The 26,090-nt window shown below is 65.1% G+C and carries 24 protein-coding genes; 19 read left to right on the forward strand and 5 right to left on the reverse strand.

Annotated elements, in window-relative coordinates:
- The first annotated feature begins 83 nt into the window (after window positions 1-83).
- The 3 genes from OIE68_RS06870 to OIE68_RS06880 all read left to right on the forward strand — a co-directional run bounded on the left by OIE68_RS06870 (window position 84) and on the right by OIE68_RS06880 (window position 2,647).
- Window positions 84-983, forward strand: a complete 900-nt coding sequence (locus tag OIE68_RS06870) for a dihydrodipicolinate synthase family protein (RefSeq protein ID WP_327098535.1) — start codon at window positions 84-86, stop codon at window positions 981-983.
- 225 nt (window positions 984-1,208) lie between these two features.
- Window positions 1,209-2,237 carry a proline racemase family protein gene (locus OIE68_RS06875; protein ID WP_327098536.1) on the forward strand — a complete coding sequence of 343 codons (1,029 nt, stop codon included), beginning with the start codon at window positions 1,209-1,211 and terminating at the stop codon, window positions 2,235-2,237.
- Window positions 2,238-2,266: 29 nt separating this feature from the next.
- Window positions 2,267-2,647, forward strand: coding sequence for a DUF1937 family protein (locus tag OIE68_RS06880; RefSeq protein WP_327098537.1), 381 nt, complete (start codon window positions 2,267-2,269; stop codon window positions 2,645-2,647).
- Between the two features lie 549 nt (window positions 2,648-3,196).
- On the opposite strand, the gene OIE68_RS06885 is transcribed toward OIE68_RS06880, so the two are convergent.
- Window positions 3,197-3,859 carry a TetR/AcrR family transcriptional regulator gene (locus tag OIE68_RS06885; protein ID WP_327098538.1) on the reverse strand — a complete coding sequence of 221 codons (663 nt, stop codon included), beginning with the start codon at window positions 3,857-3,859 and terminating at the stop codon, window positions 3,197-3,199.
- A gap of 136 nt (window positions 3,860-3,995) precedes the next feature.
- Between OIE68_RS06885 and OIE68_RS06890 the strand changes: the two genes are divergently transcribed.
- Genes OIE68_RS06890 through OIE68_RS06915 form a run of 6 tightly spaced genes read left to right on the forward strand, consistent with a single transcriptional unit; the run spans window position 3,996 to window position 10,173 of the window.
- Complete coding sequence (locus tag OIE68_RS06890) at window positions 3,996-5,129, forward strand: VOC family protein (protein ID WP_327098539.1); 1,134 nt, start codon at window positions 3,996-3,998, stop codon at window positions 5,127-5,129.
- Window positions 5,126-6,064: a fumarylacetoacetate hydrolase family protein gene (locus OIE68_RS06895; protein WP_327098540.1), complete on the forward strand. Its 939-nt coding sequence runs from the start codon at window positions 5,126-5,128 to the stop codon at window positions 6,062-6,064. The genes OIE68_RS06890 and OIE68_RS06895 overlap by 4 nt, the downstream gene beginning before the upstream one ends.
- An 11-nt stretch (window positions 6,065-6,075) precedes the next feature.
- A complete protein-coding gene (locus OIE68_RS06900; protein ID WP_327101600.1) occupies window positions 6,076-7,983 on the forward strand; it encodes an acyl-CoA synthetase in 1,908 nt (635 codons plus the stop codon).
- Window positions 7,980-8,324 carry a DoxX family protein gene (locus tag OIE68_RS06905; RefSeq protein ID WP_327098541.1) on the forward strand — a complete coding sequence of 115 codons (345 nt, stop codon included), beginning with the start codon at window positions 7,980-7,982 and terminating at the stop codon, window positions 8,322-8,324. Before OIE68_RS06900 ends, OIE68_RS06905 begins: the two co-directional genes overlap by 4 nt.
- Window positions 8,321-9,838, forward strand: coding sequence for a bifunctional 3-(3-hydroxy-phenyl)propionate/3-hydroxycinnamic acid hydroxylase (locus OIE68_RS06910; protein WP_327098542.1), 1,518 nt, complete (start codon window positions 8,321-8,323; stop codon window positions 9,836-9,838). Before OIE68_RS06905 ends, OIE68_RS06910 begins: the two co-directional genes overlap by 4 nt.
- A 23-nt stretch (window positions 9,839-9,861) precedes the next feature.
- Window positions 9,862-10,173: a hypothetical protein gene (locus OIE68_RS06915; protein ID WP_327098543.1), complete on the forward strand. Its 312-nt coding sequence runs from the start codon at window positions 9,862-9,864 to the stop codon at window positions 10,171-10,173.
- Here the strand turns inward: OIE68_RS06915 and OIE68_RS06920 are convergent.
- Both OIE68_RS06920 and OIE68_RS06925 read right to left on the reverse strand, forming a co-directional pair.
- On the reverse strand, window positions 10,098-11,111 hold the full coding sequence (locus OIE68_RS06920) for an NAD(P)-dependent alcohol dehydrogenase (protein ID WP_327098544.1): 1,014 nt from the start codon (window positions 11,109-11,111) through the stop codon (window positions 10,098-10,100). The genes OIE68_RS06915 and OIE68_RS06920 overlap by 76 nt on opposite strands.
- A 5-nt stretch (window positions 11,112-11,116) precedes the next feature.
- Window positions 11,117-12,625, reverse strand: a complete 1,509-nt coding sequence (locus OIE68_RS06925) for a mannitol dehydrogenase family protein (RefSeq protein WP_327098545.1) — start codon at window positions 12,623-12,625, stop codon at window positions 11,117-11,119.
- 99 nt (window positions 12,626-12,724) lie between these two features.
- Here OIE68_RS06925 and OIE68_RS06930 point away from each other — a divergent pair, with 99 nt between their 5' ends.
- The 5 genes from OIE68_RS06930 (at window position 12,725) to OIE68_RS06950 (ending at window position 18,026) form a co-directional block, all read left to right on the forward strand.
- Window positions 12,725-13,717, forward strand: coding sequence for a sugar-binding transcriptional regulator (locus tag OIE68_RS06930; RefSeq protein WP_327098546.1), 993 nt, complete (start codon window positions 12,725-12,727; stop codon window positions 13,715-13,717).
- A complete protein-coding gene (locus OIE68_RS06935) occupies window positions 13,714-15,066 on the forward strand; it encodes a sugar ABC transporter substrate-binding protein (protein ID WP_327098547.1) in 1,353 nt (450 codons plus the stop codon). The genes OIE68_RS06930 and OIE68_RS06935 overlap by 4 nt, the downstream gene beginning before the upstream one ends.
- Window positions 15,067-15,068: 2 nt before the next feature.
- Window positions 15,069-16,034 (forward strand): sugar ABC transporter permease, encoded by a 966-nt coding sequence (locus OIE68_RS06940; protein WP_327098548.1) that lies wholly within the window; start codon window positions 15,069-15,071, stop codon window positions 16,032-16,034.
- 74 nt (window positions 16,035-16,108) lie between these two features.
- Window positions 16,109-16,903: a carbohydrate ABC transporter permease gene (locus tag OIE68_RS06945; protein ID WP_245567124.1), complete on the forward strand. Its 795-nt coding sequence runs from the start codon at window positions 16,109-16,111 to the stop codon at window positions 16,901-16,903.
- A gap of 10 nt (window positions 16,904-16,913) precedes the next feature.
- Window positions 16,914-18,026, forward strand: coding sequence for an ABC transporter ATP-binding protein (locus OIE68_RS06950; protein ID WP_327098549.1), 1,113 nt, complete (start codon window positions 16,914-16,916; stop codon window positions 18,024-18,026).
- A gap of 78 nt (window positions 18,027-18,104) precedes the next feature.
- Here the strand turns inward: OIE68_RS06950 and OIE68_RS06955 are convergent, their stop codons facing one another.
- Window positions 18,105-19,085: an NAD(P)-dependent oxidoreductase gene (locus OIE68_RS06955; protein ID WP_327098550.1), complete on the reverse strand. Its 981-nt coding sequence runs from the start codon at window positions 19,083-19,085 to the stop codon at window positions 18,105-18,107.
- A 306-nt stretch (window positions 19,086-19,391) separates the two neighbouring features.
- On the opposite strand from OIE68_RS06955, the gene OIE68_RS06960 reads away from it, so the two are divergent.
- The 5 genes from OIE68_RS06960 to OIE68_RS06980 are packed head-to-tail and all read left to right on the forward strand — an operon-like array spanning window position 19,392 to window position 24,675.
- Window positions 19,392-20,627: a cytochrome P450 gene (locus tag OIE68_RS06960; RefSeq protein ID WP_327098551.1), complete on the forward strand. Its 1,236-nt coding sequence runs from the start codon at window positions 19,392-19,394 to the stop codon at window positions 20,625-20,627.
- Between the two features lie 2 nt (window positions 20,628-20,629).
- Window positions 20,630-20,827, forward strand: a complete 198-nt coding sequence (locus OIE68_RS06965; RefSeq protein ID WP_327098552.1) for a ferredoxin — start codon at window positions 20,630-20,632, stop codon at window positions 20,825-20,827.
- Window positions 20,828-20,876: 49 nt separating this feature from the next.
- The gene (locus OIE68_RS06970; protein WP_327098553.1) at window positions 20,877-22,406 is read left to right on the forward strand and encodes a GMC family oxidoreductase; all 1,530 of its coding nucleotides are present in this window, start codon (window positions 20,877-20,879) and stop codon (window positions 22,404-22,406) included.
- Between the two features lie 44 nt (window positions 22,407-22,450).
- Window positions 22,451-23,662, forward strand: coding sequence for an acyl-CoA dehydrogenase family protein (locus tag OIE68_RS06975; protein ID WP_327098554.1), 1,212 nt, complete (start codon window positions 22,451-22,453; stop codon window positions 23,660-23,662).
- On the forward strand, window positions 23,659-24,675 hold the full coding sequence (locus tag OIE68_RS06980) for a phosphotransferase family protein (RefSeq protein ID WP_327098555.1): 1,017 nt from the start codon (window positions 23,659-23,661) through the stop codon (window positions 24,673-24,675). Before OIE68_RS06975 ends, OIE68_RS06980 begins: the two co-directional genes overlap by 4 nt.
- Before the next feature lie 10 nt (window positions 24,676-24,685).
- On the opposite strand, the gene OIE68_RS06985 is transcribed toward OIE68_RS06980, so the two are convergent.
- The gene (locus tag OIE68_RS06985) at window positions 24,686-26,020 is read right to left on the reverse strand and encodes an FAD-binding protein (RefSeq protein ID WP_327098556.1); all 1,335 of its coding nucleotides are present in this window, start codon (window positions 26,018-26,020) and stop codon (window positions 24,686-24,688) included.
- Window positions 26,021-26,090: the final 70 nt, after the last annotated feature.

Consider the following 26,090-nt stretch of genomic DNA (forward strand, 5'->3'; position numbering starts at 1 on the left):
ATGTCGGATCAGCGAGCATCTCCACGCTCGATTTGGTGGCCTGGCAGCTTGCGGCCGATTCCATCGTCAACAGAGAGAAATCCATGACCAAGAAGCTGGGTGGCATTCTTGCCGCCGTATCGACACCATTCGCCGCGGACGGATCGGTCGATGAGGGGGCATTGCGCAACCACGTCGATTTCCTGATCGAAAACGGCCTGCACGGCTTGGTTCCCGGCGGAAGCACCGGCGAATTCGCGGCACTGACCCTCGCTGAGCGCAAGCGCGTCAACGAGGTCGTCATCGATCAGGCGGCCGGGCGGGTGCCCGTCGCACCGCAGACCGGTTCTACTTCGACCGCCGAAGCGGTGGAGCTGTCCAAGCACGCGGCCGATGCGGGCGCGGCCGCTGTGCTGGTGGTCCAGCCGTTTTATGAGCCCCCGACGCGGCCTGAGATCATCGAGTATTTCGCGACCGTCGGCGCGGCCGCGGGCGTGCCCGTGATCGCCTACAACCTGCCGGGCATCACCGGTGTGAATCTCGACCGCGCTTTTTACCGTGAGCTGTTGGGCCGGACCGACGCGGTCAAGTATGTGAAGGACACGTCGGGATCCATCGAGCAGGCCTTCGACCTGATCTTCAATCTCGGTGACGCGATCGAGACCTTCGTCGGCTGGGACACGATCGTGCTGCCCGCCTTCGCCGCGGGCGCCGCGGGATCAATTTGGGGCGCGCCGAATTTCGCGCCGAAGGAGTGCGTGGCGATCTACGAACTGGCGAAACAGGGACGGCACGCCGAGGCGCTCGAGATCTTCAAGCGGTTGTGGAACGTCCTGGACTTCCTCGGTAAGGAAGGCTATGCGGTGTCGACCAAGGCGGCTGCCAGTGCGGTCGGCATCGATCTCGGCGTACCGCGAGCGCCCTACGGTGAGCTGCCTGCCGAGAAGAAGGACGAACTGACCAAGCTCATCGCCGAAAGCGGTCTGAACTACGCGGCGAACTGAGCCCCGGTAACGCCCGGCCGTGTCGAGCTGCCGGGAGTCCATGAGCTGCACGGGTCTGTGCGGTAGTTCCTGAGAGCAGATCCGTGCTGAGGCCGGCGGGTTCATCGTCCCCGCCGGCCTCATCCATTTCCCTCGGCGCACCCGGCGACATCGAGCCGATGCCCGTGCAGCATCGTCATGGCACCGCACGTCCGTGACAAGCAAACTCAGCAACGGAGGAATTCAATGCGTTGGAGCCGGGTCATCAATGTCGTCAAATGCCATGTCGGGGGCGAGATCAACAATGTGGTCACCGGCGGCATCGGGGACGTACCCGGAGCAACGGTCTTCGACAAGATGCGCTACTTCCGGGACCACCGTGACAACCTCCGGCAGTTGCTGCTGCACGAGCCGCGAGGCGCGGTGACGCATTGCGTCAACTTCATCGTCCCGGCTACCCATCCGGATGCGCAGTTGGGGTATGTCATCGCCGAATCAGCCGAGTACCCGGTCATGTCCGGCAGCAATACGATGTGCGTGGCGACGGCGTTGCTGGAGACCGGGATGATCGAGATGGTAGAGCCGATCACCGATCTGGTGCTCGAGTCGCCGGCCGGACTGATCAAGATTCGATGCAGCTGCGAGGACGGCAAGGTGACCGGCGTCGAATTCGAGAATCAGCCTGCTTTCGCCTACCACCTCGATGTGCCGTTGGAGCTTTCCGGCTACGGCACGATCACCGTCGACGTCGCCTGGGGTGGAATGGCCTATGCGCTGGCCGACGCCCGACAGTTGGGGCTGGCACTCACCCCCGATGAGGCTCGTGACATCTGCGGTCTCGGCCAAAAGCTGAAAACCGCAGCAGCTGAACAGATACCGGTCGTACATCCGGAGAACCCGGAGTTCGCCGGTATCACCCAGACCGAGTTCACGGGACCGCTGTCCCGGGTCGACGGTGTGCTGACCGCGCGCAACGCGGTGGTCGTATCCCCTGGCCGACTGGACCGATCACCGTGCGGGACAGGCACTTCCGCCCGTTTGGCGGTGCTGTCGGCCAGGGGCGAGATCGCGGTAGGCGAGCAGTTCGTGCACGAGTCCATAATCGGCAGCCAATTCACCAGCTCGATCGTCCGCGACACGACGGTGGGTGCCTACCCGGCCGTCGTGCCGCGGGTGACCGGGCAGGCCTACATCACCGAACTGAGTCAGGTCGGCCTGGACCCCGCCGACCCCTTCCCGACCGGATACACCCTGTCCGATACCTGGCCGAATTGAAACCCCGACACGGCCCATCGACTCGCAATATGAAAATCGAGAGCGGTATGAGACGAATCTTCCGTGCCTGTCCTTACAGCAATTCCGATCCGGAGATCGTGCACGAACGTTTCCTACGGTGCAACGAGGTTGCCGCGACGATCGTGAGATCCGGCCACGCCGTGTTCAGTCAGGTCTCGATGTCGCATCCAATCAATGAGGCACTGGGGGAGGAGGCTGCGGTGGTCGGCAAGCTCTGGGCTCCGATCGATGCGGTATTCATGGAGATGATGGACGAGTTGGTTGTCGTGGATATTGCTGGGTGGGAACAGAGTTCGGGCATCAAACGCGAAATCGAGTTCTTCCGGTCCCGAAGTCGCGCCGTATCCATGTGGTCCGAAATCCGTAGTGATTTCGAGGAACTGGCGTAACCAGGCGCTCGACCGGTCAGGGTTCGGCGAGTTGGGCCGCGGCGGGCGCCATGCCTTCTATCCATCAGGCGGGGTATCGCTCCGCTTCGTTCAAGATCAACCGGTGCGCCACCGCCAACCCTGGAGGTTGAAACTCGAACTCGGGCATGTTTCGCACACGGTGAGGGCGGGCCGGTGGCGCGCCCTCATGGGCCAGGATGTTCCTGCGCTGTTCGCATTCATGCTGTCGCCGGTCCTCTTACCGGCTGCGGTTGAGGTTGTCGGGCGCGTTCGGGATATTCGAAAAGCGAATTCGCGCAATGCGGTAGGCGCAAGAGAACCGGTCGAATCCACTTCTGAAAAGTGACCTCAACTCGAAGCCGGCTCAAAGGTGAACCGCTACGACAAGTCACGCAGCAGACCACGAGGCTGGATCGTCCTGGTCCGGCAGGCCTGCTCGATGCGCTGGTCGACCAGGTGCGGGTGAGTCGGATCAGTCGGCATTTGCGTGGCAGAATCCGGGGCTGCGGCGCGGTCGCGACTGAGCCTTCCCAGAACCAGGGCGGGAATTCAGGCGGCGGTGTCGTTTTGCGGCGGTGCGCCGAGGGACGGCAGCGGGCGCCGGCAGATTTCGTGCGCTTCGTCGGCGGACAGTCCGAACATGCGCAAGAGGTCCTCGGTGACCTGGTCTGCGGCTTCGGCATCATCGCGTTCGGGGTCGTTGTGCAGCAGTTGGCCGAGGCAGAGGGCCGCGCCGGCGACGATGGTCATGGCCAGTTCCGGGTCGCGGATCTGGAAGCGCCCCGCACGGACGGCGGACTCGATATCGCGGCGGGCCCGAGGGGCGAGGCCCTTGTCGGAGCCGACGAGGGTGAGTCCATTGCTGAGCAGGACTTTGCTGAGGGTGGGGTTGCGCCGGTGTAAGCGGCCGGTGAGGCGGAAGCTTTGCGCGAATACGTGGGCCGGATCGTCCATGGACTCGCACAGCAGATCGAGGACGCTGCCGTGCTGGTCGAGCGCTTCTTCGATGGCAGCCTGGAACAGTTCCTCCCGGCTTTGGAAGTGGTTGTAGAACGATCCCATGCCGACGTCAGCGGCCTGGGTGATTTCCAAGATCGGGACATTCAGTTTTCCGTCGGCGATGAGAGCCTGTGCCGCGCTCACCAGTGCGGCGCGGGTGCGCGCCTTGCGGCGCTCCAGGCGGTTGGGTTCCGAACCGGTCGGCAGGGCCATCGCTATCCACCTCTCACTGGTATCACTGGGCGCCATCCTAACCTCCCGGGTCAATATTGACGAATTCCTCAGAACGCCTTGACTGACTATACGTTCTTGAGTGACGATATCGTCATCATTTGGAAGGGAGCGGTCGATGAGCGGCCATCACGACGTGCACACCGGCCTGCACTGCGAGCACGGCGCGCTTGCGGGCGAGCATCCCGGCAGGGCGGGTAACCCGGTGGTGAAGGTGCTCGACCTGGCGTGGCTGGAGTTCGAGAAACCGGACCTGGAGCGGGCCGAAATCTTCGCGAACGCGTTCGGCTTCACGACGGCGGCGCGCACCGCCGACGAGTTGCAATTACGAGGAACCGATGCGGGCGCGCCGTGTGTACTCATCCGGCGCGGCGCGAGGTCCCGGTTCGTCGGCCCGGCCTTCCACGCTGCCGACGCCGCGGATCTGCTGCGATTGGCGGAGGTGACCGGAACCCGGCCCGTGTCGTTGCCGGAGTCACTCGGCGGGATGACCGTCGATCTCGTCGATCCGAGTGGCCTGCGTGTCCGGGTGGTCGCAGACATCCATGAGCTGCCCGCACTGCCGCCGCAGCAGCCGCATGTGTTCAACCTCGGATACTCGGTGGACCGAATCAATGCCACGCAGCGACCACCCCGGGAGCCCGCGCGGGTCCAGCGGCTCGGGCATGCCGTCGTGCAAAGCACCAAGTACCGCGCGACGCTGGACTGGTACCTGCAGAACCTGGGGATGATCGTCAGCGACTTCCTCTTCTATCCGGGGCAGCGCGAGCGCGGACCGGTAATGAGTTTCATCCGCTGCGACCGCGGGGGCACCCCGGCCGATCACCATACGCTGGCGCTGACGCTCGGCCCGTCCAACCGGTACGTGCACTCGGCGTACCAGGTCGCTGATTTGGACGCGCTGGCGGCGGGTGGTGAGTACCTGCTCGACCACGGTTATCGCCGCTCGTGGGGGATCGGCCGGCACATCCAGGGCAGTCAGATCTTCGATTACTGGCGTGATCCCGATGGGTTCATGGTCGAGCATTTCAGCGACGGCGACATGTTCGACTGCACCCTCGAGCCGGGCTGGGCGCCGATGAGTGCCTCCGGGCTGGCGCAGTGGGGTCCGCCCGCAACGAAAGACTTCCTCGGCATCACCCCCGGTCGCGAATCGCTGCACGAACTACGTGCGATTGTCGGCGCGCTGCGCGAGGACAACGAATTCGATCTCCGCCGCCTGCGCGGCCTGTTGAAAGTAGCCAGTTCATGACCATTTCCGTCCTTCGTACCGCCGATGCCTGGTGGGTGCAGACACCTACCGGTGCTGCGCACATCGATACCGCCGCTACCACGACCCGCGAGCTGCTGGCTGATCGAGCGGCCATCGCTTCGGCGGTAGCGAGCTCGGATACCGTTGCGGTCGACAGTCTTTCGTTGATCTCACCGGTGACGGCACCGTGCCGGGTGGTGGCGCAGATGACGAATTTCGCCTCCCATGTGAAGGATTCGGGCGGAGATCCGGAAACTGTGCCGCTGACCTTCTTCCGCAAGACCTCCGGATCGATCAGCGGCCCGAACGACGATGTGATCCGGCCCCCGCATGTGCGACTACTGGACTACGAGGTCGAGATCGGTCTCGTCTTCGGCCGGGAGATGCCGGTCGGTTCGGAGGTCACCGCGGATAACCTCGCCGACTACATCGTGGGCCTGGTGGTGACCAACGATGTCTCCGCTCGCGACGTGCAGCTGCCGAAAACGCAGTTCTACGAGGCGAAGTCGTATCCGACGTTTACTCCGGTCGGACCGGCACTGGTCCTGTTGGAGGCAGACGAGTTGAAGAGGTTCGTAGATCTGCGGCTGCGTCTGTGGGTCAACGGTGCAATACGTCAGGACATGACTGTCGCGGACATGATCTACCGACCTGTCGAAACCCTGCGGGCGCTCACGAAGTTCCAACGGATGGATGCGGGGGATCTGCTGCTCACCGGTACGCCGGTCGGCACGGCGATCAGCGCCCCGCCCAAGCCGGTCGAGATCATCGCCTCGCTGCTGCCGCCGAAGGTGAAGTGGCAGCTGTTTTTCAAGGGCCAAGCCAAGAATCCGAAGTATCTGCAAGACGGCGATGTCATGGAGGTTGCTATCAGTACCGACGACGGGACCATCGATCTGGGCCGGCAGCGCACGGTCGTGAGGTGCGCCCGGTGACCGACAACCTGATGGCCACGCAGTCGACGACCGAAGATCTGCTGTGGCCGGGTTACGCGAACCCGAGCGATCTGCCCGAGATCGAATCTGTCCCCTTGACCGAACGGGGTCTACCCGAATCGACCTACGCGCTGCTCGTGCGAGCGGCGACACGCTGGCCGGACCGTACCGCCATCACGGTGCTTCCTGAGGCCGCGCGCTGGCGGGAACCGTTGCAGTGCAGCTACTCTCAGCTGCTGGCCGATGTGCATCGGTACGCGAACCTGCTCCATGAACTCGGGGTGCGCCGCGGTGACGCGGTCGCGTTGATCTCGCCCAACTGCGCTGAGCTGATCCCCGCCACCCTCGCCGCGCAGCTGGCCGGCATCGCCGCACCGATCAACGGTGGTCTGTCCAGGCAGCACACCGCCGAACTGCTGCGCCGATCAGGTGCCCGTGTCCTCATCGCGGCAGGCCCCGAACTCGCCGCCGATACCTGGGTTTCGGCGCACGAATTGGCGGCACAGGGATTGCTGGACGCACTGCTGGTGCTACGGCCGACCGCTGCGGCAGGTACGGCGCCGCCGTTGGCACAGATCGACAATGTCCGCATCGGCTACCTCGAGGACCTTGCAGCCGAACAGGATTCGTTCGACTATGCCGGGCAGCCGCCTGCAGCATCGGATTTGGCGGCGCTGTTCCACACCGGCGGCACTACCGGTATCCCGAAGCTGGCCTCACATCGGCACTCCGGTGAGGTCGCCAATGCCTGGATGATCGCGGCCAATTCCATGCTCGACGAGGACTCCGTGGTGTTCGCGGCACTGCCGCTGTTCCATGTCAACGCCCTCGTTGTCACCTTGCTCGCACCAATGTTCAAGGGCCAGCAGGTGGTGTGGGCCGGACCGCTCGGCTACCGGGACTTCGCCCTCTACGCGGAGTTCTGGAATATCGTGGCGCACTATGGGATTGCCGCGATGAGTGCCGTGCCGACCGTGTACGCGGTCTTGGCGCAGTCCCCGATCGCCGCCGATATCTCCAGTCTGCGTTTCGCGATGGTGGGTGCCTCTCCGCTGCCGCCCGCGGTGCGTGAGAGCTTTCAAGCCCATACCGGTGTCACTTTGGTCGAGGGGTACGGACTCACCGAGGCGACGTGCGCGACGGCCCGTAGCTTTCCGGACCTGCCGCGACCGGGCGCGGTCGGACAGCGCATGCCCTATCAGCAGGTAAAGGTCGTTCGTCTCACGGAGGGCTCAGGGTGGGAGGAGTTGCCCACCGGTGCGACGGGTGTGCTGGTCATCAGTGGGCCAACGGTTTTCGGTGGATACGTGACCGGTCGTGATGAGCGTGGTGGTCATGTTCTCGATGGGCTCGGCACTTTGGTCGACGGCTGGTTGAACACCGGCGACCTGGCCCATATCGACGACGACGGTTTCATCCACCTGCATGGCCGCGCGAAGGATCTGATAATCCGAGGCGGGCACAATATCGACCCGGCGATGATCGAAGATGCGCTGCTGGCCCACCCTGCGGTCACGGCGGCGGGTGCGGTCGGCCGCCCGGACGTCCATGCGGGTGAGGTTCCCGTCGCCTATGTGGCAGTCGCACCTGGTGCCGATGTGACCGAGGCAGAACTGCTCGCCTGGGCGAGCGAACATGTGCCCGAACGCGCCGCCGCGCCCAAGACGGTCACCGTCCTGGAGGCGTTGCCGGTCACCGATGTCGGCAAGCCCTACAAACTCGGCCTGCGCGCCGACGCCACCCGCTGCGAATTGCTCGACGCTCTCGGCGAGGTCTCCGCGGTACGCGATATCACCGCCACAGTCGAGGACGGCACGATCGCCGCGGTCGTGGAGCTCGACCCCTCGGCGGACGAACGGGCGGTCGCGGCGATTCTCGGCCGCTATGCGATCTCCTGGAAAGTTGCGGTGTGCCAATGAAAGTCGTCTCGATGGTGCTCGCGGGAGTGCTGGCGGCGGAGTTCGTGTCCTTCGGGACGGCGAAGCTCGCGGCGGTCGCATCGATGCGTAAACGCGCCGCGCACTTCGGTTACTCCACCGCCGCATACCGGGGCATCGGTGCACTCGAAATTGCCGCGGCGGGTGGGGTATTGATCGGTCTGACCCATCCGCCGATCGGTGTGGCAGCGGGAATCGGACTGGCGCTGTTGATGGCCGGGGCAGTGGCCGCGCATGTGCGAAACGGCGACGGCGTTCCGGAATTCGCGCCCGCGGCCGGCACCGGGCTCGTCGCCCTCGGATATCTCGCCACGCTGTCATGAGTGCGCAGGTGCTTCCGGTTGTGATCGTCGGGGCGGGCCCGGCCGGGCTCACCGCGGCGACGCTGCTCGCCCGGCACGGCATCGAGTGCCTGATTCTGGAACGGTGGGAGGGTGTCTATCCGCAACCGCGAGCGGTCCACCTGGACGGTGAAATCCGGCGGATCATGCAACGCCTCGGCGTCGGCGATGACTTCGACGCCATCTCCCGCCCGGCGCTCGGTCTGCGTCTGATCGACCGCGATATGCGGGTCCTCGCGCAATTCGACCGCGACCCGGCAGGCGGTCGCAACGGGTATCCGGAGGCGAACCTGTTCGACCAACCGGAACTGGAAGCTATCCTGCGCGCCAACCTGAAACGATATCCGGCGGCCTGCCTGCGCGGGAACGCCGAAGTCGAGGCAGTGGTCGAGGAAACCGGTTGCGTGCGAATTGATTTCACCGACCGATCGACCGGCGGCACCCAGACCGTGCGCGCGCGATACGTTCTGGGCTGCGATGGCGCCAACAGCCTCGTCCGCGGCGCGGTCGGCGCGCACATGCGCGATCTCCGGTTCGAGCAGCGGTGGCTGGTCGTGGACCTCGCCACAACCGTCGAGCTGGACCATTGGGAAGGCGTGCACCAGATCTGCGATACGACGCGCGCGGCCACCTATATGCGCATCGGAAAGACCCGGTACCGCTGGGAATTTCGGCTTCGCCCCGGCGAAACCGCGGACGACTACCCCGATATCGTCCGGCTCCGGCCGCTGATCTCCCCGTGGATCGGGGCGATCGCGGTCGAAGACCTCGAGCTGGTGCGGGTCGCCGAATACACCTTCCGTGCCCAAATCGCGGATCGCTGGCGCGAAGGTCGGCTGTTCCTGCTCGGCGACGCTGCCCACCTCACGCCGCCGTTCATCGGCCAGGGCATGGGCGCGGGTGTGCGCGACGCCGTGAACCTCACCTGGAAGCTGGCCGGTGTTCTGCGGGGCGAGCTACCCGACAGCGTGCTCGACACCTATGAGGCCGAGCGAAAACCGCACGCGCGGACCATGATCCGGCTGGCCAAGCTCACCGGCATGACTATGACCAATGGCGGCGAAATCGGCAATCGGCTGCGCGGCCTCATCGCACCGCATCTGCGTCGGGTGCCCGGTCCGACCCGGATGATCACCAGCGGCGAATCTCCGGCCCTGCACCGCTGCGACCTCGTGGTTGCACCTCGACTGCGCCGCGGTCTGGCCGGACGACTGATCCCGAACGATTCTCTGGTCGATGGCCGCCGCGTCGATGACATCATCGGCGGCAGATTCGCGATCATCACCGCGATCGACCCGACGGCACAGGACCGAATGCTGGTCGAACAGCGCGGCGGCGTCATCGTCGCGGCCCTGCCGGGCACAGACCTGCACCACTGGCTGCGCCGCGGCCGCGCGCACGCGGTCCTGGTCCGACCGGACGGCACGGTACAGCGCCGAGGAGAAAGCGTGTCGGACCTGTACGCGGCGCTGCCGCGGTTCACGTCGGGCGACTGACCTGACGCGCCGACTGTCTATTCGTGGTCGGATCCGGCGGCAAGACGACCGATAACTTCACCGTTTCCGGCACCGAGTCACAGGACGTCGTTTCGTTGCTGCAGCAACGAATGTCGACCTTCAGCGGTGCTCAGATGCAGGTGGTGTTCGCCACTCCCGGCATGGCCAAGGTGACCGACGCCCAGCCGAGCGCGCAGATCGAGCAGGTGCTGGCCGAGTTGAAGGGGCTGCCTCGGTCCCGGCGTCCATACCTGGCGAATCAACTGCCCGGCAGCACGATCGGTTTGATCGAGCCGCGGTCGTCCCGGCCGCTGGTCAATGCCGCGGCCACCTGATCGAGGCCGAAGCGGCCGGTGACCAGGCGGTCGAGATCGACTCGTCCGGTGGCGGCGAGGTCGATCGCGGTCGGCCAGGTGTTCGCGTAGCGGAATGTTCCGGTCAGCTCCAGTTCGTGTTCCTGCAGGTAGGGCAAGGGGAGCGGAATATCGTCGCCGCCCATGCCGACGAGCACCACCCGCCCGGCCCTCGCAACCGTGCGCACCGCGTCGCCGATTGCCGTGGGATGTCCGGAGCATTCCAGGAGGACATTCGGTTCGAATCCGATGTCGCGCAGTGGAGTACGGCCGACATCCACCGCTTGTGTGCAGCCCAGTTCGATGGCCAGTGCCAGCCGGTGTGGATTCACATCGGTGATCACGACCTCGGACGCACCGAAAGCCAGCGCGGCCTGCGCGGTGACGAGCCCGACCGGACCCGCGCCGTTCACCAGCACGCGGTCGCCCGCACCAACCCGTCCTTTACGGCACGCCCATACGCCGACCGATAACGGTTCGAGCAGCGCGGCCGCCTCGTCGGTCAGCGAATCCGGCACCGGATGCGCGAATTCCTGGTCCAGCACCACGTATTCGCAGAATGCGCCATCGATCGGGGGTGTGCCGAAAAACCGCATGTCCGGGCACAGGTTGTATCGGCCCGCTCGGCATTGACGGCAGGTGAAGTCCGGCACCCCTGGCTCGAGCGAGACTCGTTGCCCTAGGTGATGGTGGCGCGCGCCGGCGCCGAATCCGACCACCACACCTGAGGCTTCGTGGCCGAGCACCAACGGTTGGTCGACGACGTGGTCGCCGATCCGGCCGTGCTCGAAATAGTGCACGTCGGAGCCGCAGACACCGACCGCGCTGACTTCGATGAGTACCTCGGCCGGACCAGGTTCGGGTACGGCACGTTCTACGATCGCGATCTTCCCGACCGCTTCCAAGACCGCTGAGCGCATAGGTGTCACTGCCTTTCGTCGCGTGCCAACTCGGCCACCGTCGCCTCGGCGCCACGAGCATGTAGTGAACGCAGTGCCGTGACATAGGCGTCGACGAATCGGGTTTGGTCGATCAGATCGCCGAATACTGTTCTGTCGCTGAGGAATGCGGTGGGGTCGTCGCGCTGGCGGCGGGCCAGCGCTTTCAGTTGGTCGCGGAGCCGGTCGATCACATCGATCGGCTCGCCGTGCTCGTCGAAGCCTTCGGCATAGCGCGCCCATGCGGCAACAATTGTTGCGGCACAGTCGATCTCGCCGGAGCCTTGGCGACCACCGAGCTGCTGACGGATGACCGGTAGCAGCCATTTCGGGATGCGGTCCGACGATTCGGCGCACAGTCTGGCAATGGTGTCGCCGATCGCAGGGTTGGAGAACCGTTCGATGAGGGTGTGTTTGTAGCGGTCCAGGTCGACGCCGGGCACCGGACGCAGGGTGGGTGTTGCCTCACGGTCCATGTAGCGCAACAGGAATCGGCGGAAGTCCGGATCCTGGGCCGCCTCGTGCACGAGACGGTAGCCGCTCAGATATCCCAGATAGGCCAGTGCCTGGTGGCTCGCGTTGAGCAAGCGCAGTTTCATCAGCTCATACGGTGCGACATCCGCGACGAGCTGCACCCCGACGTCATCCAAGTCGGGACGGCCGAGGGTGAACGAATCCTCCAGCACCCATTGGGTGAACGGCTCGGTCACCACCGGCCACCGATCCTCCAGGCCATAGCGGCGCGAGAGCTCGGCGGAGGCCTCGGCGGGTGTCACGGGCGTGATGCGGTCGACCATCGAGTTGGGAAACCGCACCGCGCTTTCGACCCAATCACCGAGCTCGCGATCACGCAGCCGCGCGAACGCTGCGAAGGTTGCCCGCGCGATGTGTCCGTTGCCTTCGATGTTGTCGCACGACATGACGGTGAACGGTGCGATGCCCCGTGCCCGGCGGCGCACCAGCGCCTCGGTCACGAGCCCGAATACGGTGCGGGGCAGACGGTCCGGCGCTAGATCGGCCCGAATCGCCGGAGCAGCAGCGTCGAATTCGCCGGTGGTCGCGGAGAAGTTGTATCCACCCTCGGTGATGGTGAGTGAGACGATCCGGGTTGCCGGATCGGCCAGCTTCTCGATCACCGCCTCCGGATCGTCTGGTGCGTAAAGGTATTCGATGATCGAGCCGATCACGCGGGTCCGCCAGGTGCCGTCCGGCTCGGTGACCGACAGGGTGTACAGACCGTCCTGCGCCGCGAGCACATCGCGCATGCGCCGATCGGCGGGTAGCACTCCGACTCCGCAGATACCCCAGTCGGTCGCGCCGCCCTGCTCCAGTAGCCGATCGATGTACATCGCCTGATGGGCGCGATGGAACCCGCCGACACCGAAATGCACTATCCCGGTGCGGACCCGACTGCGGTCGTAGGTCGGCACCGAAACTTCCGGGGCGAGCCCGTCGATCGTGTCGGCACGTAGCGCCGTGGTTGTGGCCCCGTTCATAACGACCCTTCGACTGTTGTGTGCGTCACACTCCGATGGTAGCCTCCTGAACAATAGCTCACCTACTGAGCAGATGATCACGCATCAACGAGGAGCGCAGTGGCGACCGAAGCGTCCCGGCCGGGCAATCCGGACGATGTCCGGTTGGCATTGCGGGCTGCGCAGCTCTATCACCTCGAAGGCGCCACCCAGGCGGAAATCGCCGCCAAGCTGGGTGTTTCACGCCCAACCGCGGGGCGGCTCATCGCCCGCGCCCGGGCTCAGGGGCTGGTTCGCATCGAGATCAATGTCCCGGACGAGCTGCGTTCGGCCGTGCACGCCGATGTCGAGAGCGAGCTCGAAGCGAGGTTCGGGCTTACCGAAGCGGTGGTGCTCGGTGAGGTACCCGATCGATCCCAGGCAAGCCTGCTCCCGTTCGGGCGCGCCGCGGTCGGCGTCCTGAACCGTCGACTGCGGCCGGCGGACACCCTCGGATTCACCTGGGGCCCGGACACCATCGCGGTCGCGCATGAACTGTGGACGAAGTCGGCGCGGTGCGCGACCGTTGTCCAGCTGGACGGTTCGATGACCTCAGGTGACTACCAGACCGGCGTGGACTACACCCTCGGCCGCTGCGCCACGCAGTTGCAGGCCACTCCCGTTCGGTTGCACGCACCGCTCTACGCGGATCCGGCGACTGTGACCGCGCTGGAACAGGATTCGTTGGTCGGCCGTGCCATGTCATTGGGGCGCGATGCCGACGTCATGATGTTCGGCGTCGGACCGGTCTCTACGGCCACCACTCTGTTCGAGGGCAGCTATCTCGACACCGCGATCCTCGACGAACTGCGTGAACTGGGCGCAGTCGGCGAAATCGGCGGCCGATTCTTCCGCGTCGACGGCAGCGGTGTCACGGGATCCCTTGCCGCACGCACGGTTTCGATTGGCCTCGACGCCATCCGAGCCTGCCCGACCTCGCTGCTGATTTCCGGCGGAGAGGCCAAGCGCGAAGCCGTCCTCGGTGCGCTGCGGGGCGGACTGGCCACCATTCTCGTCACCGATATCGAGTGCGCGCGGTGGCTGCTGGAAAAGAAGGAGAGTTCTGGCCGATGAACAGACACCATGCGAAAGCCGCTGCGGCACTGGCTGCCGCCGCCGTGATGGGGGTGGGCGGCTGCGCGGGCGCCGGATCGTTCACCTCCAGCGGCGACACCGTCACCATCGCGATGGTTTCGAACTCACAGATGCAGGACGCCATCGCGCTGTCTGGTGAATTCGAACGCGAAAATCCCGGGATCAAACTCAAATTCGTCTCGCTGTCGGAGAATCAGGCCCGCGCCAAGATCACTGCCTCGGTCGCCACCCACGGTGGCGAATTCGATGTGGTGATGATCAGCAACTACGAGACCCCACAGTGGGCCAAGAACGGCTGGCTGGTCGACCTGTCGAATTACGAGCGCGAGACCCCCGGCTACGACGCCGAGGATTTCATCCCGTCGCTGCAGAAATCCCTGTCCTACCAGGGTGATATGTATTCCGTGCCGTTCTACGGCGAATCCTCGTTCCTGATGTACCGCAAGGATCTGTTCGAACAGGCGGGCCTGACCATGCCCGCCGAACCGACCTGGGATCAAATCGCCCAGGCCGCCGCGAAACTCGACGATCCCGCTGGTGGTCGCTCCGGTATCTGCCTGCGCGGTAAGCCCGGCTGGGGTGAATCGCTCGCACCGCTGAATACCGTGATCAACACCTTCGGCGGACGCTGGTTCGATGAGAACTGGCACGCCCAGCTCAACAGTCCCGAAGTGGTTCGTGCCGTCGAGTTCTACATCGACCTGGTGCGCGAACACGGTGAACCCGGCGCGGCCGCCAGCGGATTCAGCGAATGCGCCACGCAGCTGTCCCAGGGCAACACCGCTATGTGGTACGACGCGACCTCGGCGGTCTCGGTGCTGGAAGATCCCGCATCCAGCAAGGTGGTCGGCAAGATCGGGTACGTGCCGGCACCGGTCATGCAGAAGCCGAACTCGGGCTGGCTGTACACCTGGTCGCTGGGGATTCCCAAATCCAGTAAAAAACCCGATGCGGCCTGGAAATTCATCTCGTGGATGACCGGTAAGCCCTATATCAAGATGGTCGGCGAGAAGCTCGGCTGGTCACATGTGCCACCGGGCAGCCGGATGTCGACCTATCAGATTCCCGAATACGCCGCGGCGTCGAAGGCATACGGACCGTTGACGCTCTCGTCGATGCAAGGCGCCGATCCGGAACATCCGACCGTGGCGCCGGTGCCCTATACCGGAATTCAGTTCCTCGCCATCCCGGAGTTCCAAGACCTCGGAACCAGAGTGAGCCAGCAGATCAGCGCCGCCGTCGCGGGTCGGATCAGTGTCCGAGACGCACTCGACCAAGCCCAGCAATACGCCGACGCGGTCGGCCGGTCGTATCGAGAGAACCAGTAGTCATGTCTGAAACCACCACAGCACCAGCGGCTTCCGAGTCGACGACGCAAACACCACGGCCGATCCTCGCGCGGCGCGACCGGCTCGCCCGGGCCGAAGGCTGGCGCAGGCGCGGTCCGCTGTTACCCGCCCTGATCTTCATGGTCGTGGTCACCCAGGTGCCGTTCGTCTTCACGCTGTACTACTCGACGCAATCGTGGAACCTGGTCCGGCCGGGCTCGCGCCATTTCATCGGATTACAAAACTACGCGGATGTCTTCCGCGACAGCCAGTTCCGGCAGGTGGCGCTCAACACCGTCATCATGATCGTCGGGACCGTCATCGTCTCGGTGATCCTCGGACTGCTGCTGGCACTGCTGCTCGATCGCGCGTTCTTCGGTCGCGGCATCGTCCGCACCCTGCTGATCACGCCGTTTCTGGTGACTCCCGTCGCGGCGGCGCTGATCTGGAAGACCACCATGCTGGATCCGGTCTTCGGGCTGGTGAATTTCGTACTGAAACCGTTCGGCGCCGGCCAGATCGACTGGGTGAGCAAGTATCCGCTGCCTGCGGTGATGGCGGATCTGGTCTGGCAGTGGACGCCGTTCATGATGCTGTTGATCCTGGCCGGGCTGCAGTCGATGCCACGCGATATCGTCGAGGCTGCCCGCGTCGACGGGGCGAACTCACTGCAGGTCTTCCGTGAGCTCACGCTGCCGCATCTGCGCCGGTTCATCGAACTGGGGGCCGTGCTGGGGGCGATCTACCTGGTCAACACCTTCGACGCGGTGTACATGATGACCTCGGGTGGGCCGGGCATCGCCAGCTCCAATCTGCCCTTCTATATCTATCAGCGCGCCTTCCTCGGTTTCGATATCGGTCAGGCCGCAGCGATGGGGGTCGTCACCGTCATCGCCACCACCATCGTCGCGACGTTCGCGCTGCGACTGCTTTTCAAGTCCTTCACCGGAAAAGAGGAAGCCGCATGAACGCGCATGCGCTTGCCGATAAACCCACTGCGGCACAGCAGGTTCCGATACGTCGTCGGCGCAACCGTGGCGGCATGCTGTGGGGTGTACTGGCCTGGGTGATCGGCATCGGAATGTTCTTCCCCGTGCTGTGGATGGTGCTGACGGCGTTCAAACAAGAAGGCGACGCATACACCGATCCGCCGAAGCTGTTCTTCACCCCGACGCTGGACCAGTTCTCCGCGGTGCTGGACAGCGGCATCGGCACCACGCTGCTGAACTCCACCTTCGCCACCGGTATGTCGACGATTCTCGTGCTGGCCCTGGGGATTCCGGCGGCGTTCGCGCTATCGCTACGTCCGGTGCGCAACACCCGTGACGCGCTGATGTTCTTCATCGGCACAAAAATGCTGCCGATCGTGGCGGCGATCGTGCCGCTGTATGTGATCGTCGGCAATATCGGTCTGCTGGACAATATTTGGGCGCTGGTCATTCTCTATACCGCGATGAATCTGCCGATCGCGGTGTGGATGATGCGCTCGTTCTTCCTGGAGGTACCCGGCGAACTGCTCGAGGCCGCGAGCATGGATGGCGCGAGCCTGTGGACCGCGGTGCGCGAGGTGATCCTGCCGCTGGTCTCACCCGGCATCGCCGCCACCGCACTGATCTGCGTCATCTTCTCCTGGAACGAATTCTTCTTCGCGGTGAACCTGACCGCCGTACAGGCACAGACGATTCCGGTGTTCCTGGTCGGCTTCATCACCGGCGAGGGCCTTTACTGGGCGCGACTGTCCGCGGCCGCGGTGCTCAGCGCTCTGCCCGTCGTACTCGCCGGCTGGCTCGCACAGAACAAGCTGGTGCGCGGCCTGTCCTTCGGCGCCATCAAGTAAGGAAAAACTCATGGCCACAATCCATTACGACTCCGCATCGTGTGTCTATCCGGGCGCGGAAACGCTCGCGGTCGACTCGCTCGACCTCGATATCGCCGATGGTGAGTTCATCGTCCTGGTCGGGCCGTCGGGCTCGGGTAAATCCACCGCATTGCGTATGCTCGCCGGCCTGGAGGAGATCGACGGCGGCTCCATCCGCATCGACGGTCAGGACATGGTCGGCGTGTCGTCCAAGGACCGCGATATCGCCATGGTGTTCCAGAATTACGCGCTGTACCCGAACAAAACCGTCGGGGAGAATATGGGTTTCGCGTTGAAGATGATGAAAGTGCCGGTAGCCGAACGCAAACGCCGCGTCGCCGAGGCCGCGGAACTGCTCGGTCTCACTCCGTATCTGGACCGCAAACCGGCGAAACTGTCTGGCGGACAACGACAACGGGTGGCGATGGGGCGCGCGATCGTGCGTGAGCCGCGGGTGTTCTGCATGGACGAGCCGCTGAGCAACCTCGACGCCAAGTTGCGCGTGCAGACCCGCACCCAGATCGCCGCGCTGCAGCGGCGGCTGGGCACCACCACCGTCTACGTCACCCACGACCAGGTGGAGGCCATGACTATGGGGGACCGGGTGGCGGTACTGCGCGACGGCCGGTTGCAGCAGTTCAGCACCCCAGCCGAGCTCTACGACCGGCCTACGAACGCGTTCGTGGCCGGATTCATCGGGTCGCCGTCGATGAACCTGTTCCGGGTACCCCTCACCTCCGGTGGCGTCGACATCGCAGGCACCACAATGGAATTGCCGCGCGAGCAGATGACCCGCCTCGCCGAAGTGGGCCTGGACACGGTGACCATCGGCATCCGGCCCGAACAGCTCGAACTGCGCCGCGACGGAACAGGTTTCACCGTCACCGTGGAACTCGTCGAGGAACTCGGCAGCGAATCGTATGTGTACGCGCGCATACCGGGTGCGCCGATCGCCGGCCTCGACGGCGAACCGTTCACCTTCGTGGCCCGCTCGGCAACCCGCGCCGCAGCCAAACTCGCCGAATCGGTCACGCTACAGGTCAGCGACCCCGCCTCGGTACATCTGTTCCATCCCGTGAACGGAACGCGCATCGCGGGCTAGCTCGAGTTCTGCCCCGGCGGCGGTCTGGTGCTCCGGTTGATCTTGAATGAAGCGCTTGGCTGCTGATTCCTCAAATGCCTACGCCGGCAGCCCGGCCCGGCGCCGAGCCACGGCGGCGACGGCGGCCCAGTCCTTATCGCCATCGCCGTGGGCGAGGGCGTCGAGGAAGGCGTCGCGCAGCACGCTGCCGAAGGGCAGCGGGACGTTTGCCGCGGCGCCGCCGGTGAGTGCGAGGTTGACGTCTTTGAGGCCGAGTGGCAGCCGGAAGCCGGCTGGTTCGTAGCGACGTTCGGCGACCATTGCGCCGTAGCCCGAGTAGATCGGCCCAGGAAACAGTGTGCCGCTGAGCATTTCGACCAGGTCGGTGGGCCGGACACCGTGGGACTCCGCCAAACTGCACGCCTCGGCCATGGACTCGATCGCGCAGGCGATCAGGAAGTTGGCGCTGATCTTTGCGGCGTTGGCGTGGCTGGGGCGGGTGCCGAAATGCCAGGTGTGCCCGCCCATCGCGGACAGTAGCGGTGCTACCTTCGCCAGCGCCGTCTCGTCGCCGGCGGCGAGAATGTTCAGTTCGCCGGCGGCAGCTACTTGGGGCCGGCCCAGGACGGGCGCGGCGACGTACCCGATGCCGTGCTCGCTGTGCAGGGCTTCGGCCCGCTCGGCGAGTGCGATCGATACCGTCGCCATGTTGAGGTGCACGGCTGCCTTCGCGTCGGCCAGCAGCGCCGGGTCCAGCAACTGCTCCACGGCATGGTCGTCGGCCAACATGGAGACGACCGTCTCGGCGGCGAACACGTCAGCGAGGCGCCCGGCCGCGTCGGCGCCCTGTGCGACCATGGCGGCGACCGGCTCGGGGGAGCGGTTCCAGACCAGGAGCCGATGGCCTGCCCGAAGCAGGCTGGCGCCCATGCCCTGCCCCATCGCGCCGAGCCCGACGAAACCAACTGTCATTCCCGTCATCGCACACTCCTCGTTGTCGTCCTCGGCCGACCGACTGAACGGCGGCCATTTTCTCGAAGGCCCGTGCAACTGGGCCGGTACGGACCGAGTCTGATTCATCGTCCACCCTTGCCGGACATCGCCGCGTGCGCGGAGCTGGTCGGCAGGCTATGTCTCGTCGTAGGTTCGCACCGTCGGCGGGGTTTATCGCAGAACTGTCCGGCTGCGTCGCCGTGCTGCGTGCCCCGATGGCCTACTAGAGAGCCGTCGATTAATAGCTACTTGGCATTACCGGTTGGTGTTCCGTCGAGGCTGAGTTGACGACAGGATCGCGCCGACAGGGCTCTATCCAGGCATTTCGGCATGCTAGTCAAATTGAAATCAGTTCAGTATGCTGGCGTCGAAACCGACCGAGGAGACGTCGCCATGACGCAGACCACAAGCCGTTCCGAGACACCCGATCGAGACCTGGGCGGATGCCCCGTCATGCATCGCGACTTCGCACCCCCGCAGGCGGCCGGCCGACATTGGGAGCTGGCGGACGAACTGCGCGAGACGAGCCCGGTCTTCTTCAACACCTTCGCCCAGGGCTACTGGGTGTTCACCCGTCATGACGCGGTACGCGACATCTACAAACTGCCGGAGGTGTTCTCGAGCGAGTCGATCACACCGTGGGAGCCGGATCCGATCTACCGCTTCGTCCCGACGCAGATCGACGCGCCCGACCACATCAAGTACCGCAAGATCGTCAACGCGTGGTTCTCGCCGCACGCGATCGACGAGGCGGAACAGACGATGCGCGATCGGTGCCGCAGACTCGTCGAGGAGGTGGCCCCAACGGGCGGGTCCAACTTCGTCGGCGAGTTCGCCCTGCGTTTTCCCACCGAGGCGTTCCTCAGCGTGATCGGTATCGATCCGTCCGACGCAGACCTCTTCGTGCCGTGGGTCGAGGACTTCTTCGGCGGGTTCAGCGGTGACCCCGCCGGTCTGGAGCCGATGGGGAAGGCGCTCGAGGGTATCCGCGAGTACTGGGTCGCCGCCCTCGCGCAGCGACGGGCCGATCCGGTGCCTCGTCAAGGCGATCTTGCCACGCACCTGCTGCATTCGACCTACGACGATCGTCCGCTCACCGACGCCGAGATGCTCGACATGCTCACGGTGCTCGTGCTGGCCGGGCTCGACACGACCCGCGGCACCCTCGGCTACCTGTTCCGCCACCTCGCTACGCACCCCGAACATCGCAGGCAGCTGATCGAACAGCCGGAGCTGATCCCGTCCGCGGTGGAGGAGGTGCTGCGCTTGTACACCATCGTTTTCGGCGACGGCCGAAAGGTGACTCGCGACATCGAGTTTCACGGTGTTCAGCTGAAGCAGGGCGATATGGTCTACGCGCTCGTCTCCGGCGCGAACCGAGATCCGCGCGCGTACGACCAGGCCGATCAGTTCGTCATCGATCGCCAGCGCAATCAACACCTGGGCTTCGCGAACGGCCCGCACCGGTGCCTCGGCTCCCATCTCGCGCGGCGCGAGCTGCGGATCGCGGTCGAGGAGTGGTTGCGGGTGATCCCGGACTTCCACATCGCGGGCGAGGAAGAGCTGACCGAGCGCGGCGGCGGCGCGATGATGACGCTGACCCGGCTTCCGCTGGCGTGGGCGGTGTAGTCGTGAGAATCACGGTCGACGGCGCGAGCTGCACCGGGCACGGCCGCTGCTATTCGATGGCTCCGGACTTGCTCACCTGCGATGACGAGGGCTTCGTCGCGATGCGGGATCAGCCGATCGAGGTGCCCGACGATCAGGCCGAGGCTGCGGCCGACGCGGCCGGGACCTGCCCCGAAGGGGCTATCACCTTGGGCGCCTAGTGACTTGTCGCTACCCGAATGCCCACACGCTCATCGAGGAGACGCAAAAATGGCAAGACGCATAGTGGTGGTCGGCGGAGGCTCCGGCGGTTGTGTCATCGCCGCCCGGCTGTCCGAGGACGAAGACAATGACGTTGTGCTCGTCGAGGCCGGGCCGGACTATCCGACGCTCGACGACCTGCACGAGCATGTGCGGGATGCCTTTACCTTCGGGTTCACCTCACACGACTGGGGCTATGTCTCGGAGGACCACATCCCCGGTTCTGCCAATGCGCCCACCTTCGCCATTGTCGAGCAGGGCGTACTTCCAGTGCTGCGCGGCAAAGTGATGGGTGGATCGTCCTCGGTCAACGCGACGAACGCGCTGCGCCCGACCCCGCGCGATTTCGAACAGTGGGTCGGGCTCGGCTTGGACAAATGGTCCTGGGACGAGGTCCTGCCGTATCTGAGGCGACTCGAGCGCGATCCGGTCGGCGGTCCACTGCACGGCATCGACGGACCCGTCCCGATAAAACGATGGAGCGAAGGCGACGGTCTGCGGCCGTTCATGGCGGCCTTTGTCGAATCGGCTGCCAGCCTGGGCTACCGGGTGGTCGACGATCTCAACGGTGAAAGCCAGCTCGGCGTCGGCCCGGTCCCGATGAACCAGCAAGATGGAATCAGGCAGAGCACCGCGGTGACGTATCTTGCGACCGCCCGTGGCCGTATGAATCTCATGATTCGTGGCGGCGCCGATGTCGACCGGCTCGAGATCGTGGACGGCCGACCTCGTGCGGTCGTGCTCGCCGACGGCGAACGCATCGACGCGGATCTGGTGGTGCTGTGCGCGGGATCGATCGGTACACCGTCGATCCTGATGCGATCCGGAATCGGACCCGCGGAAGTGCTCGAGCAGTTGGACATCCCGGTTGAAGTGCCACTGGAAGGCGTTGGGCGCAATCTCCGCGATCATCCCCTGGTGTACATGACCTATACCGGCGATGCGGAGGCCATCGGTGAACTCCTGCCACCGCTGCAGGTCGTGCTCACGACCAGCGCGGCTGGGCCGGGTGGTTCGGCGGAGATCGACCTGCACATGATCCCGTTCACCCTCGAGCCCGGCTCGATTCTGGTCGCGGTCGGTCTTGTTCGGCCGTACTCGATCGGTTCCACCGAGATCAGATCCGCTGATCCCGGCACCGATCCGCGCATCCTGCTGAATCTCCTGCATCATCCCGACGATCTGCGCCGCCTGGTGCGCGGCATCGAACTCACGCGGCAGGTGATGAAGTCCGGACCGCTCGCGAAATACGTCGGCGAAGAGTTGTGGCCCGGGCCGTCGGCGGTCACGACCGGTCAACTCACCCAGGCGGTCCTGGAAGCCAAGAACACCTACGCGCATGCGGTGGGCACCGCGGCCATGGGCGAAGCGGGCAGCCCGTGGGCGGTGGTCGGACAGGACTGCAAGGTGCACGGTCTCGATGCGCTGTACATCGCCGACGCGTCGGTGATGCCGACCATCGTCGGTGTGCCGACCAACACCACCACGATGATGATCGCCGAAAGGTGCGCGGACTTCATCAAGGACATATTCGGGTAGATCAAGACATTTCGAGTCGTACTGATCAGGCGATAGGTAGGTATATGGCGATCGACTTGGCGTACTCGGCTGAGATCGCGGCGTTGGTCGAACGGACCCGAGCGTTCACTCGCGAGGTCGTCGTGCCGATCGAAGACCGGCACGGCGGCGATATTACCGCCGCTGGTGGCGATATCGTGCGCAAGGATCTACAGGCGGCCGCCCGGCACGCGGGCATATTCGCCCCGCATGCGCCGGTCGAGTACGGCGGGCTGGGATTGTCGATGTCGGATCGGGCGCCGGTCTTCGAGGAGGCCGGGTATTCACTTTTCGGTCCTATGGCGTTGAACATCGCGGCACCCGACGAAGGAAACGTCCACCTGCTCGCGCATGTCGCGAGCCCGGACCAGAAGTCGCAATACCTTGCGCCCTTGGCGACTGGTGAGATCAGGTCGGCGTTCGCGATGACCGAGCCCGCACCGGGCGCGGGCTCGGATCCATCGGCGCTGACGACCCGGGCCGAGCGGACACCGGCCGGGTGGCGCATCAACGGACGCAAATGGTTCATCACCGGAGCCGACGGCGCCGGGTTCTTCATCATCATGGCGCGTACGTCGGGTCAGCCGGGGGAGCGTGGCGGCGCAACGATGTTCCTGGCTCCAGCCGATACACCAGGACTGCACGTCGGGCGCCACATCCCGACAGCGGACCGCTCGATGCTCGGTGGTCACTGTGAGGTCACCTTCGAGGATCTGGTGGTGCCCGATTCCGCGGTGCTCGGTGCAGTCGATAGAGGCTTCGAATACGCGCAAGTTCGGCTCGGACCGGCCCGGATGACGCACGTCATGCGATGGCTCGGAGCCGCGCGCCGCGGCCACGATATCGCTGTGCACCATGTGGCGCGGCGCGCGGCATTCGGTGCGAAACTCGGTGATCTCGGCATGATTCAGAAAATGGTTGCCGACAACGAGATAGATATCGCGGCAACCCGGTCGCTGCTCGTCCGGGCGTGCTGGGAACTCGACTGCGGCGGTGCCGCGTCCAATGCCACATCGATCGCGAAAACCTTTGCCGCGGAGGCGATATTCCGAATCGTCGACCGCTCGGCGCAGATGTGCGGTGGCCTCGGCGTGGCCGAGGATCTGCCGCTGGCGCGGTTGGCTCGTGAGGTGCGGCCGTTTCGGGTGTACGACGGTCCCTCCGAGGTCCATCGCTGGGCTATCGCCAAACGGAGCGTCGGTGCGGCGAAACGCGCGATTCGTGCGGATTCCGCATGACGCTGCCGGGTATGGATGCCGAAGCGCTGCACCGGTTCCTGGTGGACAGCGGGGTCGAGGTACGTGGCGAGCTGATTATCGAACCGATCAGCGGCGGCCGCTCGAACCTGACTTACCAGGTTCGCGACGACGAGTCGACGTGGGTGGTCCGTCGCCCGCCGGTCAGCGGGCTGACACCATCCGCACACGATATGGCCCGCGAGTACACCGTTGCGCACGCCCTGCAGGGCACCCGGGTGCCGATCGCCGCAACCGTGGCGTTCGATGCGGCGGGCACCGCACTCGGCGTACCCATGACCGTCGTGGAATTCGTTGCGGGCCAAGTGGTGCGGGATCGACACGATCTCGCCGGCCTGACCGACGCACAGGTGGAGATGAGCACCTCGGCGTTGGTGGCGGCGCTGGTCGAACTCCACGCTGTCGACTACCGCGCCGTCGGACTCGAATCGTTCGGTCGGCCCGACGGATTCCTCACCCGTCAAGTGACGTTGTGGGCAAGTCAATGGGAACGGGTGAAGACACGCGAACTCGGTGACGCGATGACTCTGTTTCAGGCCCTCGCGGAACATGTCCCGAAGGCGTCGAGTGCCGCAATTGTGCACGGCGACTTCAGGATCGACAACACCATTCTCGATCTGGCTGGACCGGATATCGTCCGCGCCGTGGTGGACTGGGAGCTCTCGACGATCGGCGATCCGCTCACCGATGTCGCGCTCATGTGTGTCTACCGGTCTCCGGCATTCGATCACGTCCTCGGAGCCGAAGCCGCGTGGACGAGCCCGCGGTTTCCTCCTGCGGATGCACTGGCGCAGCGGTATGCCGATGCATCCGGGAGAGACTTGGGCGAGTGGAACTTCTATCTCGCCCTCGCCAACTTCAAGCTCGCGGTCATCGGTGAGGGAATCACCCACCGGGCTCGAGAAGGTGCCGACGCCGGGAACGGCGCGGCCGCCGCGGCCGAGGCGACACCGGAGTTCATGGCCGCAGGCTTACGGGCACTACGTCGGAGGTGAACCACGGCGGTCAGCCAGCCGCGACGGCACGGTCGGCCGCCGCCCGGTCGGCCGCGGCAAGTCCGAATACAAGAGCGGCGGCGATTCCGCCGGTGTACGCGCGGTCGTAGAGACCGCCGATATCGGCGCCCGCCGCGAAGAGTCCATCGATGGTTCCCCCGCTTGTGGCAAGGACCCGGCCGTACCGGTCGATGCGAATGCCGTGAAATGGAAATGTCAGGGCGGGGCACACCTCGATGACGTAATACGGGCCGTGGTCGAGCGCTCGCGCGTCGTAGGTGCGCGGGGGCTGCGCGGCTGCGCCCGCTGCGTTGACAGCCCGGATCTGCGCGGCGATGTCGACGCCGTCGTAGCCCCATTCGGCGGGCAGATATGCGAAGTCGTCGAGGCTTTCGGCGATGCCACAACGGCCGCCGCGGCGTTGTGCCAGATCGAACTTGTCGAGCGCCTGCGCGCCTTCGACGTAACTTCCGGTGATCCAGTCGCGGTAGACCCGTCCGTCGGCGACGAGCAATCCTCGGGACTCGGGTTGGTCCAGCAGTTCCATGGTGGTCAGGTGATCGCCGACGGTTTCATCGGTAAACCGGCGGTTGTCGAGGTTGAACAGCAGGGCGTGCTCGCTGTAGTACAACGACAGCGCGACAAAGTCGGACGGATCGCGGAACTCTACCCCGGCGGGAATGAGGTGGCCGTAGAAACCGGAGCGTTCCGTGCCCGTCGCGGCCCCGACACACTCGGCAAGCCGATGTCCGTCGCCGATGCTGGTCGGGTTGGACCGCAACTGCATCGCGCTCGCAGCGGGATGGATGTACTTGTCGACCAGCTCCGGATTCGCCTGGAACCCGCCGGTCGCGAGTATCGTTGCGGCAGCACGAATCTCGCGTTCGGTTCCATCCGGAAGTCGCACACGAGCGCCGATGACGGAACCGTCCTCGGTGAGCAGGGCTCGAGTGTCGGTCTCGGTGAGCAACTCGCCCTCGGCACGGATCCGGCGGCGGCATTCGTCGATGTACCGGTTGGTGTCGAATTGATGGCCGGAACCGTAGCGCAGGACGGTGACCGCATCCGCGCATTCGACGCCGAGCGACCGGATCCAAGCGATACCGGGGCCGAATCCGTCGACAAGTGCGCGGCGCAGCTCGATATCGCCGCGCGGGTTGACCTGGTCCATGATCGCGTGGGAAGGGGCGGTCCAGGCATATCCCGCGAATTGTGCGGATCCGCCTACTGCGGCGGCCTTTTCGACGACGATCACCGAATTGCCTCGATGCAGCGATCGAGCAGCCGCGGTTAGCCCCGCCATCCCGCCGCCGATGACGAGTACGTCGGTGTGGACCTCTGCCATTCGATGCTCCTCACGCGTCGCGGTGCTGCCCACCGTAACTCTGAAACTGAAGTCAGTTCAAGTATCGATT

It is taken from the genome of Nocardia vinacea (genome assembly GCF_035920345.1).
Lineage (GTDB): Bacteria > Actinomycetota > Actinomycetes > Mycobacteriales > Mycobacteriaceae > Nocardia > Nocardia vinacea_A.